Origin of the sequence: Prosthecobacter sp. (genome assembly GCF_049294395.1) — a bacterium.
Classification (GTDB): domain Bacteria; phylum Verrucomicrobiota; class Verrucomicrobiia; order Verrucomicrobiales; family Verrucomicrobiaceae; genus Prosthecobacter.
This window is the reverse complement of record NZ_JBAQCR010000327.1, coordinates 1-10,457: the sequence shown is the minus strand read 5'-3', so window position 1 is coordinate 10,457 and position 10,457 is coordinate 1. Positions and strand designations below refer to the sequence as shown.

General features: G+C 58.2%; 16 protein-coding genes. 10 read left to right on the top strand and 6 right to left on the bottom strand.

Going from position 1 to position 10,457, the window contains the following annotated elements; translation table 11 throughout:
• The first annotated feature begins 44 nt into the window (after nt 1-44).
• Nucleotides 45-449: a YhjD/YihY/BrkB family envelope integrity protein gene (locus tag WAW39_RS21540; protein WP_422321225.1), complete on the top strand. Its 405-nt coding sequence runs from the start codon at nt 45-47 to the stop codon at nt 447-449.
• A gap of 16 nt (nt 450-465) precedes the next feature.
• Here the strand turns inward: WAW39_RS21540 and WAW39_RS21535 are convergent, their stop codons facing one another.
• Nucleotides 466-825, bottom strand: a complete 360-nt coding sequence (locus WAW39_RS21535; RefSeq protein WP_422321223.1) for a hypothetical protein — start codon at nt 823-825, stop codon at nt 466-468.
• Nucleotides 826-1,434: 609 nt separating this feature from the next.
• Nucleotides 1,435-1,662, bottom strand: coding sequence for a LuxR C-terminal-related transcriptional regulator (locus tag WAW39_RS21530; RefSeq protein WP_422321222.1), 228 nt, complete (start codon nt 1,660-1,662; stop codon nt 1,435-1,437).
• Here WAW39_RS21530 and WAW39_RS21525 point away from each other — a divergent pair.
• Nucleotides 1,562-1,900 (top strand): universal stress protein, encoded by a 339-nt coding sequence (locus WAW39_RS21525; protein ID WP_422321221.1) that lies wholly within the window; start codon nt 1,562-1,564, stop codon nt 1,898-1,900. The genes WAW39_RS21530 and WAW39_RS21525 overlap by 101 nt on opposite strands.
• A gap of 3 nt (nt 1,901-1,903) precedes the next feature.
• Here WAW39_RS21525 and WAW39_RS21520 read toward each other — a convergent pair whose 3' ends face one another.
• Nucleotides 1,904-2,128: a hypothetical protein gene (locus WAW39_RS21520; protein ID WP_422321220.1), complete on the bottom strand. Its 225-nt coding sequence runs from the start codon at nt 2,126-2,128 to the stop codon at nt 1,904-1,906.
• 37 nt (nt 2,129-2,165) lie between these two features.
• On the opposite strand from WAW39_RS21520, the gene WAW39_RS21515 reads away from it, so the two are divergent.
• From WAW39_RS21515 to WAW39_RS21500, 4 genes are all read left to right on the top strand, one after another.
• Nucleotides 2,166-2,318, top strand: a complete 153-nt coding sequence (locus WAW39_RS21515; protein ID WP_422321219.1) for a hypothetical protein — start codon at nt 2,166-2,168, stop codon at nt 2,316-2,318.
• Between the two features lie 74 nt (nt 2,319-2,392).
• The gene (locus WAW39_RS21510; protein WP_422321218.1) at nt 2,393-3,751 is read left to right on the top strand and encodes a cytochrome B6; all 1,359 of its coding nucleotides are present in this window, start codon (nt 2,393-2,395) and stop codon (nt 3,749-3,751) included.
• 145 nt (nt 3,752-3,896) lie between these two features.
• Nucleotides 3,897-4,595, top strand: coding sequence for a response regulator (locus tag WAW39_RS21505; protein ID WP_422321217.1), 699 nt, complete (start codon nt 3,897-3,899; stop codon nt 4,593-4,595).
• 166 nt (nt 4,596-4,761) lie between these two features.
• On the top strand, nt 4,762-5,409 hold the full coding sequence (locus tag WAW39_RS21500; protein WP_422321216.1) for a DUF892 family protein: 648 nt from the start codon (nt 4,762-4,764) through the stop codon (nt 5,407-5,409).
• Between the two features lie 180 nt (nt 5,410-5,589).
• Here the strand turns inward: WAW39_RS21500 and WAW39_RS21495 are convergent, their stop codons facing one another.
• A complete protein-coding gene (locus tag WAW39_RS21495) occupies nt 5,590-6,228 on the bottom strand; it encodes a sigma-70 family RNA polymerase sigma factor (RefSeq protein ID WP_422321215.1) in 639 nt (212 codons plus the stop codon).
• A gap of 165 nt (nt 6,229-6,393) precedes the next feature.
• Here WAW39_RS21495 and WAW39_RS21490 point away from each other — a divergent pair, with 165 nt between their 5' ends.
• The 3 genes from WAW39_RS21490 (at nt 6,394) to WAW39_RS21480 (ending at nt 7,417) form a co-directional block, all read left to right on the top strand.
• Entirely contained in the window at nt 6,394-6,561 is a 168-nt protein-coding gene (locus WAW39_RS21490) for a DUF3309 family protein (protein ID WP_422321224.1), read from the top strand.
• A gap of 351 nt (nt 6,562-6,912) precedes the next feature.
• On the top strand, nt 6,913-7,230 hold the full coding sequence (locus WAW39_RS21485; RefSeq protein WP_422321214.1) for a CsbD family protein: 318 nt from the start codon (nt 6,913-6,915) through the stop codon (nt 7,228-7,230).
• A gap of 58 nt (nt 7,231-7,288) precedes the next feature.
• Nucleotides 7,289-7,417 (top strand): hypothetical protein, encoded by a 129-nt coding sequence (locus WAW39_RS21480; protein WP_422321213.1) that lies wholly within the window; start codon nt 7,289-7,291, stop codon nt 7,415-7,417.
• Nucleotides 7,418-7,602: 185 nt separating this feature from the next.
• Here the strand turns inward: WAW39_RS21480 and WAW39_RS21475 are convergent, their stop codons facing one another.
• Nucleotides 7,603-8,067, bottom strand: a complete 465-nt coding sequence (locus WAW39_RS21475) for a hypothetical protein (protein ID WP_422321212.1) — start codon at nt 8,065-8,067, stop codon at nt 7,603-7,605.
• Nucleotides 8,068-8,106: 39 nt separating this feature from the next.
• Nucleotides 8,107-8,883, bottom strand: a complete 777-nt coding sequence (locus WAW39_RS21470; RefSeq protein ID WP_422321211.1) for a hypothetical protein — start codon at nt 8,881-8,883, stop codon at nt 8,107-8,109.
• Nucleotides 8,884-8,993: 110 nt separating this feature from the next.
• Here WAW39_RS21470 and WAW39_RS21465 point away from each other — a divergent pair, with 110 nt between their 5' ends.
• Complete coding sequence (locus WAW39_RS21465) at nt 8,994-10,403, top strand: DUF1501 domain-containing protein (protein WP_422321210.1); 1,410 nt, start codon at nt 8,994-8,996, stop codon at nt 10,401-10,403.
• Nucleotides 10,404-10,457 lie beyond the last annotated feature (54 nt).

Below are 10,457 nucleotides of genomic sequence, written 5' to 3'. Positions count from 1 at the left end.
TCGCATCAAGCTTTGGGCCTGCTTGTCATTGCGCCGCGATAAACTTGCCTTGCACTTCACCTCTCTGTTGGCTTTTGCCGCCGTCATCGATTGGATGCAGCCTTTCAAGAAGTTTTAAAACACTGCCCAGGTTCTCAAATCTGGGACCATGCCACGGTGGTGAACTACATTCTGAAGTCGCGTTCGCCGCTTTTCTGACGACCATTCTGCTGCAGGTCTGCCGTCGTCTTTTTGAACACTATGTGTATGACCTGAGCAACTTCAACACGGTCTATGGTGCGTTCGCCGTGGTGATCGTCCTGCTGATGTGGATCTACCTCTCCGGGGTCATCATCATGTACGGCGGCTGCTTGTGCGCCGCTCAGGACAGCGTGTCCGGCATTTCCAGGCGGCGGTCGGGGAAGCGCGGCCGCCGTATCCTGGGTCACTGGTCGCGGAGGAGAAAATAGCTCCGCGTGAGGCCTTCTAAATCCGCCCAAGCCGGGTGATGAACTGCTGCATCCGCTGCAACAGGGGTTCTTTGAACTCACGCGCAGAACCGGCCAGGAATACCACGCGGTAGCCATTCATGTGGTCCCATGCATCCGGGTTCCATTGGTCATCAAACACCAACGTCCTGCCCTCTTCACAGAGAAACATCTGATTGGCCACCTGAAAGCGCAGTTCTTCACTCGGTTCAGGCACGAGCTGATCGCGATCTGAACGCAAAATGCCCGCCCAGGTGACTTGAAGAGAAGAAACTTTATGGGGGCGCGAGAACACGGCGACAGCGGCTTTGGAAATCCTGCCGATCTGCTGTGCGGTCGTGGTGAGAAGTCTGCTCATGCCATCGGTCCATAGATGAAGGCTGCCCACAGCTGCTGTGCTCTGGAGGGTATTTTCACCTGGGTGCTGGGGCATGTTCATGTTCTTTTTTGAGTTTAATGGATGGCTTTTCTTCCCGTCTGTTCCTGACACCATCGTTTTCTGCCGCCCGTCCGGATGCCAGAGGGCTCGAAATTCCGAGGATTTGCCTCAAAAAAAAACCGCCCATTGCTGGGCGTGTTCGGGGACTATGGAGCCAAACTGACGGAGGCATGTCATCGGCACAGGCCAGCCCTGCGGATGCATTGCTGATGCAGGCCATTCCGCCGTTTCTCAGCACCCGCCAAAACCTGCTTTTCACTGGGGAAGGCACCCGGAACAGGTGCCAGTTTTCGACGCAACTCCCCGCCCGGACCTGATGCATCATTCAGGTGCAAAGCACGTACGTTCCCGACAAAAAAGAGTCCTGACCAACGGAAGAGTCGGTCAGGACCAAAGGCATTTCGGTTGCTCAGTCCATCGCTGGTCGAGCTGCTTTTCACGCCTCACAGATCTATCGCAGGAGTGTGGAAAGCGGATGGGTTTTCTCTCACAAATCTACCGGGCTCGCCCACATACATAAAGATGGGTTTAGAGATTGGCCTCGCCATTGACCCATTCGACAGCGGCGCGCACCAGTTCAGGGGCGGTTTTCAACTGGAGCTTTTCCTTGATGTGCGCGCGGTGAGTCTCCACCGTCTTGACGCTCAGGAAGAGAGTGCGTGCAATCTCACGAGTGCCACGCCCCTCACCGACGGCGCGGAAGACTTCGATCTCGCGGTCGCTGAGCTGTTCGACGGTGGCGCTGGAGTCTTGCACGCGGCAAGGACTGGACGCGAGGGCGGTGCAATCCAGAGGACCGATCTCGGAAACAGCGCTGGCTGAAATTTCGCGTTTGAATGCGGACCTCGTCATTATGGGGGCACATCACCACAACGCGCTCTACCATTTCTTTGTTGGCAGCACATCTGCGGATGTGCTGAAACGCGCCACTTTCCCACTGCTCCTCATCCCATGTGATATTGCGGAAAGTGACACATCAGCCTATGGCGGCTGATTCCTAATGCGCGTGGGGACAGGGCTGACTTTCCGTCGCATGGACAAAGGTGCGGTCAGAGCACTGATGCAGATGCCTGACGTCCATGTCGCAGGGGTGGCCTTTGGTCGTCAATGCGGCTTTGGCTATGGCTGCATTTTCCGCCTCATGGAGGTCATGCCCCTCGACATGGCAGCGCAGCAGGAAGCGTCCGGTGTTTAAGTCATGAATAATGGCGCGGTAGCTCATCCTATGGCATCAGGTTAAAAGTGTGAGGTGCGCTTCCATGATCATCTTCTCCGGAGAAAAGGTCATGGGTGTGGCACGTGCTTTCATGGGGAGCAGCGATTTTCCATGCAATCGCATTCGCGGCTGCGGCCGGATGTCTGCTTTGAAAAATATCTTCGGCCACAGGCAAGACACCGGGCCGGAAGACTGAACGACCAGGCCGGCTGGCAGTTGCGATTCATTTTCTGACAAGATCCACGTCACCCCCACTTCCCACCCACTGCCATGAAAAATCCATTTCGCATTCCTCGTTTCGTGTCCGCTTGCGCAGCCGCACTGCTTGCCGGCGGCCTGCTGGCCGCTGCAGAAGAAGACTTCGACTCTCTCGTCAAACGCCTGCAGCAGGAAAAGGCCGCGTTTGCCGAGCGACAGCAAAAGCTGCTGAACGAACGCTACGATCTCACAGACCGCCCCGCCAAGGAGGTAACGATGGCACGCGGCAAACCGGTGCAGACCGGCGTGCGTGTGAAACTGCCGGAGGGAATGACGTGGGACAAGCTGGCAGCGATGTCACCTGAGATCATCCAGAGCAAAAATCTGTGGCCGGCAGGATTTTACCCGCTGCCGCACCCGCACCACGAAGCGGGCGGCATGGTGTTCCCCAAGCCACTGATTGAAGAAACTCAAAAGCAGACTGCGCGAGATCTGTCGCGCTTCGACCTCGACTATGATCTGCCCCAGCATTTGCTGCCGGAATTTCCCGCGCCCATCTATCTCACCACACGGCCCGACCTTGGCGATGTATCCCAGGGGAAACTGGTGACTCAGACCAATTTTTACGGCCTCTTCAAAGACATCCTCAATCCCAAGCAACTGGAGGGGCTGCGACTGCTCGTCACCCCCTTCCCGCAGCAGCAGTTCAACAGCACTGAAGACCGCCGCAGCATGCATCCGAGCCTCGGCGTGGCCTGCTTCGACTGCCATGCCAACGGGCACACCAACGCAGCGACTCACACCGTGGGTGACATCCGTCCCAATGAGCACCGTCACCGCATTGACACGCCCTCCTTGCGCGGCCTGAACGTCCAGCGGCTCTTCGGCTCCCAGCGTGCGCTCAAAACGGTGGAGGACTTCACCGAGTTCGAGCAGCGTGCGGCCTACTTCGACGGCATCCCGGCAGACGCAGCACGAAAAGGTGTGAACGTCCTCGAACGCGGCAGCCAGGTCCACTTCATGGCGGAGTTTCAGGCACTGCTGGATTTCCCGCCCGCACCCAAGCTGGACGTGTTCGGCAAGCTGCACCCCGCCAGGGCCAGCGAGGCGGAACTGCGCGGGCAGGCGCTCTTCTTTGGCAAAGCCCAGTGCGCCGTGTGCCACCCCGCGCCCTACTACACCGACAACAGCATGCACAACCTGCAGGTGGAGCGCTTCTTCAAGGAGAAGATGATCAATGGCCGCAAAGCGAGCGCCGACGGCCCCATCAAGACCTTCCCGCTCCGCGGCATCAAAGACTCACCCCCGTATTTGCATGACGACCGCCTGCTCACGATCGCGGACACCGTCGAGTTCTTCAATCTGGTGCTGGAAATCCATCTCAATGAAGAGGAGAAAAAAGACCTCGTGGCCTTTTTGCTGACGCTGTGACTCCGCATCTCGCAGTGAAAGAAAGGCGGCAGATGGATTCACAAAACAGGACATCCGGAGGTTCTGACATCTGCGATGGGATGGAAGCCAATCTGACCTCGGGGCAACCCATCGCCTGGTCTTGGGCTCATTTCTCAAGCTTCCAATGAACCTCCAAGCACCCGCCGCCCCCAGCGCGCCAGCAGCGATCAGCGTCGGCAGGCGACTGCTTGTCGTGGATGATCATCCGGTCTTCCGCCATGGCATCTGCCAGTATCTCAGCCACGCCTCCGATGTGACCATCTGCGCGGAGGCGGCCAATGCGAATCTTGCGCTTGAAGCCATGCGTCTGCATGAGCCCGACATGGTGCTGCTGGATGTGTCAATGCCCGGGACAAACGGGATCGAACTGATCAAGCATATGCTGGCCGAGCGCCCTGCACTCATCATTCTCATGCTCTCCATGCATGACGAATCAATCTACGCTCTCCGCGCGTTGCGAGCAGGCGCCAAGGGTTACGTGATGAAGCAGCAGGCGATGGAGAATATCCTTGATGCACTGAAAAAGGTCAGCAGCGGCGGCATTTACGTCAGCCCGAAGTTCAGTGATAAACTGATTTTCAAAACCATCGCCGGCAGCACCGATGACTGCGGCTCCCCACTGGAAAAGCTCTCAGAGCGTCAGCTCGAAGTGCTGCAATTGTTCGGACGCAGCAAGACCACGCGTGAGATCAGCGAAACGCTGAATCTCAGCGTGAAGACCATCGAAACCCACCGTTCACACATCAAGGAAAAGCTTGGCTTCAAAGACTCGGCGGAGCTGATGGATTTTGCGATTGAATGGATGACCACGCAGGAGGGATGACCGGTTTGGCCTGCTGTCACGACGGTCCTGACAGCCTGGGATTGTTTACCTGATGGCATGACCAGCACTGTGCCTGAAGCGCAGGCAAACACCCAAGGTGCGTACTCACAGGCAACGTGCAGCCGGCGACCCAACCCGGTTCACGACATCCCTTTCCACCGATCTCATGACCACCCAAGACGAACTCATCGACCGACTGAGCGACATTTATGCCTTGGGTAAAACCCTGGAAACAGCCCTGAAGACACTGTCAGACAATCCCTCCCACTGCCCCGCCATGCGCAAGCAAGCGGCGCAACACAGCGGCGAAACGCGGCGCCATGCGGAAGCCATCGCCACCTTCTTGAAGCAGCTGGGAACCGACCCTGCAGCGCTGCTGAAAACCATGAAGGCACCGGGGACGGGAATGGATCTCGTGAAGAGCACAGGCACGGCCTTTGCCCGGGATGAGCGCATCAAGGACGTCCTTATGGTCCTTGTGTCGGAGCATTTTGAGATCGCCTGCCATACCATCCAGCGCACACGCGCCTCGCAGCTGGGCCTGCTGGAAGTGGTCCGCATCTGCGACCAAATATTGTCTGAAGAAAAGCGCATGGTGAACTGGCTGGAGATGAACATGCCTCCAATCTTCGCGGCCTATCTGGCACAAGGCAAAGAGACCAAAACCGAGGAGGATGTGCATCATCACTTTCGCCGGACCTATCAGATCCGGGCTAACGGCAAGAAGTCGTGGGAATTTGTGCAACTGGCCGACAATGTCCCGCTTTTTGGCGGCCCGCTCAAGCAGTCCGGCTTTGCATACATGCAGAACTAGCCCCACCTCTTACGGTGGTCCGGTGCGTTCTCAGTGATTCGAGGCCGTTCCTGCGGGTGGGATGACAGGCACTGCTGCGCAACCTTTGTTCATTTTGGGACACCCATAAAAAATCCTCCATCCCAGCTGCCGGCGCGAACGCCATGGCCGAGATGGAGGAAAGAGTGTCGTGGCTGTAGATTAAGCGGCCTGCAGGGTGTGAATGGCGCTGCGTGTGCGGAAGGTCTGGCGCAGCTTTTTCAGGCCGAGCTCCATGCGGGTTTTGACCGTGCCAAGCGGTGAATGGGTGGCCTGCGCCACTTCACGCTGGCTCATGCCCTGCAGGAAGGCGAGTTCGATCACCTGCTTTTGTGCTTGTGGCAGCAAGGAGAGATGCTGGACGAGGACGCGCCCGAGATCGGCCTGCTCACAATCGGCGGCAGAATCCTGCGTGAAGGCCTCGGTCTGCTGGATGGCGTTTTCCATGCGGTCCTTGGCGCGGCAGTAGGCCATGGAGCGGCGCAGGTGATCGATGGCGCGTCGTTTGCCCAGAGTCATCAGCCATGCCAGAGGTCGGCCTTTGGCAGCTGAGTAGTGATCCACCTGGCGCCACAGTTCGAAGAAGCACTCCTGCAGGACGTCTTCTGCAGCGGCGTCGTCATTGACGGTGCGCATGATGGCGCTCTTGAGCAGACGGCGATAGCGCTGCATGAGAATTTCCAGCGCGCCGGCGTCGCGCTGCTGGATGGCAGCCATGAGTTCTTCGTCAGGTGGCTGCTGGGTGTCGATTTCGTTGTGGGAAGGCGATTCAGTGAAGGATGTGGTGGTGAATGTTTTCATGGTGAGATGAGATACAAAACTTCATCCCGCCTCACAACCCGAGCTGACCCCGTCCATCCTGTCAGGTGAAGCCTGACCCCTGATCAAAACATCAGGGTTCCCCCAAATGCCCGCTCAACCGTGTGGCATGAGTGAAAAGCATGCTACAGCCACGCAGTGCCGCCGCTGCGAAACAGCAGCAAGAACACACTACTACTGGTCATTCTCATCCTTCTGATCCTCGGCGCACTGCCCGCCTGGCCCTATAGCACCAGCTGGGGCTATGCGTCGAGCGGCGGTCTCGGCCTGGTGCTCGTCATCCTATTGATCCTTGCCCTCATGGGAAGAATTTAAGCTGGAAGCGTTTGCATGAAAGCGAGTGCCCTCAGCGAAGCAGAAAAGCAGGCGCTGCATGCCATCGGCACGAAGCCATGGGTGGATGTATCGCAATGAATGTCAGCACTGACCTCAGCTGCCAATCAGCAGACAACCTGTCGCTGAAACGCAGCCAGGCAGGTGGAGACCCCTTTTCCAGCAGCGGATGCAACGGCCTCATCCATGCAACCGGCACTGCGGTGAGGCGCGATGTTAGGACAAAGGCCCGCTCAATCTAAACCGGTGTCCCTCAGGCCATCCATGCACTGGCCGGGCAGCATTCAAAAAATGAACGCCGTCCCCCATTTCACCCAAACCCAACCCCACATCATGAAAACAAACCTCAAAACCATGCTCATCCTGCCGTGTCTGGCGCTCTGCATTGCGGCCTGTGAAAAGCATTCATCCACCAAAGTCAGCGAAGAAACCCGGGAAAAAGTCCACGAGGCGGCCACCGACTCTCCAGCACAGCTCAAGATCAAGGGCAACTGGAACGAGATGAAGGGCAAGCTGAAGCAGAAGTTTGGCCAGTTGACCGATGACGACGTGATGTATGAAAAAGGCAAGGAAGACGAACTCTACGGCCATCTGCAGCAGCGGCTGGGAAAATCCCGTGAAGAAGTGGAGCGCATTTTAAACGAGCTCTAGCACCACGAGACATGTCAGGTGCGATCCAACAAACCACAAATCCTTAACCGTCACTATTATGAAAACCACACGGATCAATCAATGGCAGCACATGCAACAGGGCAAGATTGGCTATGCCCTTCTCTGGCTCCTCGGCATTCCCCTTCCCGTGCTCCTCATCTTTTACTTGCTGCGCGGCGGAAACTAAAACCCGTCATCAGCAGAGATAATTAGCTCTCCAAGAAGCCCCGCCATTCGGCGGGGCTTTTACTTTTCACTCACTCAATATGGAGCAGGCGGCATTTACCGCAGGATTACACCATCAGGGTGAGATCCCTTGGAGCAGAGGTCCGCATCAAAGCAATGATCCCACCCACCAGCGCAGGAAGCTCATCACCCGATCTCCACACTCTGCCCTACTGCAGACTCATAAATCTGATGCAGCTGGAATGTTTGCTGTGCCCCGATCTTCTGGCCGAACTGGGCCGTGAGGTACATCCCCACCGCGATCAGCCCCATGAGGGTGGCGATCCACAGCCCCCATGCCTGCATACCAAGCCAGCACTGACAGGTCCCCAATATTCCTGAAAACAGCCCGACCGAGCCAACCAGCATGTAGCCGTAGAGAAAGGCCGCCCACACATTGGTGTTTGGACCATAGGTTCCACTCACACGTGTTTTCCCTTCACCTTCGGTCTCCAGGCTCAGACTGAGGCGTGGCGACCAGTAATGCGTGTCCTTTTCCACCACATGCAGGCTCACAAAGCCCGGAAAGCTTTTTACCTGGCAGCGGTCGGCATGTTCGCGGGCATAGTGGGTGATCAGCTCAACTGCAGCCTCCACATCCAGGTCGATCACGTGCGAAAAGCGGGGGCGGAGTCGAAAACTGCTCATGTGTCAGATGCTACCCGCTCGCAGCCAAATGCGTCTAGTGCCTCTATTGCTCAATTCCAGACGTGGCTTGTTCGATGAACGATATTGCACATGCCCTGGATTGTGGGGGGGGCTCTCAGTGAACTTACTGCGGTTTGCCTGCGTTTCCATGACCAAGCCACCACTTGGGTTTGGCTGATTCCACTGCGATCGCAGGAAATGCGGCCCCGGATTCCATTGGCCGTCCGGCCGAATGTTCGAGCAGCTGATTTTTTCAGCACGATTGCCCGTGGTGTAGAAAAGCCACGCGCCCGAGCTGGCAAGCGGAAGGAATTGCACATGGGAATGAAATCCCAGTTCAGGTGTCACGGCGTTTTCCTTGAAGGAGGAGTGCTGACGAAAGTCCGGCCATCGCTCAGCGGAAATCTCCACGATGTGACCTCGCGGATCGCCGTGCTGGCGCTCGCAATAAAAAGGCCGCCTTGCATCATTCCAAAAGGCCACGGCGGGATGCGCCTGAAGAACCTGCACGGGTTTGGGGTCCATCAGGCAGGTCTCCGGCGTGAACTTCTTCGACCGCAGATCAAGCATGGCGTATTTCACATCCATCAGCGTTTCGGCTTCATCCTGGTAGCGTTGCCAGGTGATGAGCAAGGAATTGGGGGCACCCGGCGTCTGAGTGATGTCGGGCTTCCACCAGCAGCCGTGTTCTGCGGCAGCTGGTAATTCGCACTGCTGAGCCTGGCCTGCGCGCCGTTCACTCGTTGAAGCTGGCGAATACTTGTATCTTTGGCCATTCATGCCGCTGATGAGAAATCCCGGCGCGTGGTGACGTAACTATCCGGCCCCGGGGTCTGCACGGGGCATGTTGCCTGAGGCAACTTTCCATTTGTCTCGAACAGCCACTGTTTATGAACATCCTCCCGACCTCGCGCCGCCGGTTTCTTCAAGCCGGTGGCATCGGCGCACTGAACCTCGCCATCCCAGGACTGGTCGTCGGCAAGGACAAGCTGGATGCCTCGGGCAAAGCGGTGGCTTCGAAGAAGCGCTGCATCTTTCTGCTGCTGTGCGGCGGCCCGAGCCAGCTCGACACCTGGGATCTCAAGCCGGACGCACCGTCCGAGATCCGCGGCCCGTACAAACCCATCCGCACCAAGGTGCCGGGCATGCACTTGAGCGAACTGCACCCGATGCTGGCGAAGGTGACCGATCAGTTTTGCCTCATCCGCTCGATGACGCACCCCGGGCCGATCAACAATCACTTCGACGCAATGCACAACCTGCTCAGCGGGCAGTTGATCGAGCGCGTGAAGCAGGGCGAGCCCGACGGTCTGCCCTATCTCGGCTCCGTGGTGGCCAAGCATCTGCCGAGTGAGGAGAACCTCGTCTCCAACGCCTGGCTCATCAAATGCGTGGGGCCGCCGGTCTTCTGCGCACCGAACATCGGCTCCGGCGGGTACCTGGGGTCTGCGCATGCGCCGGTGTTCATCGGCTCCGAGACCAACCACCCCGCGATGCCGAATTTCACGCCGCCGGAGATTTATAACATGGGAGATCCCGAGCGTCTGTGGGAGCGGCGCAAGCTGCTGGCAGACCTGGAATCCAAGCTCCTCGCGGACAATCCGCAGGGCAAGGACTGGAACGAACTCCGCGAGAAAGCCTACGACTCCATGACCCGCCCTGAAGGACGGCAAGCTTTTGATTTGAAGAGTGAGCCGCTGGCCGTGCGCGAACGCTACGGCATGCATCCGCTCGGTCAGAATCTCCTGCTGGCCCGGCGCATGGTCGAGGCAGGCGTGCGCTTCATCACCGTCAATGGCTGGGTCGGTGCCGCTCCCAACGAAAAAGGCGGCGGCCCGCCCAGCTCCAGCTGGGACATGCATGGCGGCAACATGGGCATGGGCAACGCCTTCGGCGGTGGCTCGTATGGCATGAACTTCTGCCTGCCACGCCTCGATCAGGCGCTCTCCGCGCTCCTCACGGATCTCAAGCAGCGTGGCCTGCTCGAAGACACGCTGGTCGTTGCCGTCGGCGAATTCGGACGCACGCCCATCATCCTGACGCAGGGGCCACCCGGACGCCAGCACTGGCCCAAGTGCTTCTCCGCCATCGTCGCCGGCTGTGGCATTCGCGGCGGCGCGGTTTACGGCGAATCCGACAAGACTGCCTCCGCTCCGGTGAGCGATCCCGTCACCGTGCAGGATCTCCACGCCACCGTGCTTCATGCCCTGGGTGTGCCTTTGAACGATCTCACCATGAACACCGGACTCTCCCGCCCGCCCTTCTCCACCGGCAAGCCGGTCATGGGACTGTTTGGATAATCGGATGCAGACCGCCGGGCGATGTAATGAGCGCAGAAAAAATCAACGCGTCCC

Coding starts and splice junctions, on each gene's coding strand:
- WAW39_RS21535 (WP_422321223.1), bottom strand. CDS start 825: ATGAGCAGACTTCTCACCACGACCGCACAGCAGATCGGCAGGATTTCC.
- WAW39_RS21520 (WP_422321220.1), bottom strand. CDS start 2,128: ATGAGCTACCGCGCCATTATTCATGACTTAAACACCGGACGCTTCCTG.
- WAW39_RS21515 (WP_422321219.1), top strand. CDS start 2,166: ATGATCATCTTCTCCGGAGAAAAGGTCATGGGTGTGGCACGTGCTTTC.
- WAW39_RS21510 (WP_422321218.1), top strand. CDS start 2,393: ATGAAAAATCCATTTCGCATTCCTCGTTTCGTGTCCGCTTGCGCAGCC.
- WAW39_RS21505 (WP_422321217.1), top strand. CDS start 3,897: ATGAACCTCCAAGCACCCGCCGCCCCCAGCGCGCCAGCAGCGATCAGC.
- WAW39_RS21500 (WP_422321216.1), top strand. CDS start 4,762: ATGACCACCCAAGACGAACTCATCGACCGACTGAGCGACATTTATGCC.
- WAW39_RS21495 (WP_422321215.1), bottom strand. CDS start 6,228: ATGAAAACATTCACCACCACATCCTTCACTGAATCGCCTTCCCACAAC.
- WAW39_RS21485 (WP_422321214.1), top strand. CDS start 6,913: ATGAAAACAAACCTCAAAACCATGCTCATCCTGCCGTGTCTGGCGCTC.
- WAW39_RS21480 (WP_422321213.1), top strand. CDS start 7,289: ATGAAAACCACACGGATCAATCAATGGCAGCACATGCAACAGGGCAAG.
- WAW39_RS21470 (WP_422321211.1), bottom strand. CDS start 8,883: ATGAATGGCCAAAGATACAAGTATTCGCCAGCTTCAACGAGTGAACGG.
- WAW39_RS21465 (WP_422321210.1), top strand. CDS start 8,994: ATGAACATCCTCCCGACCTCGCGCCGCCGGTTTCTTCAAGCCGGTGGC.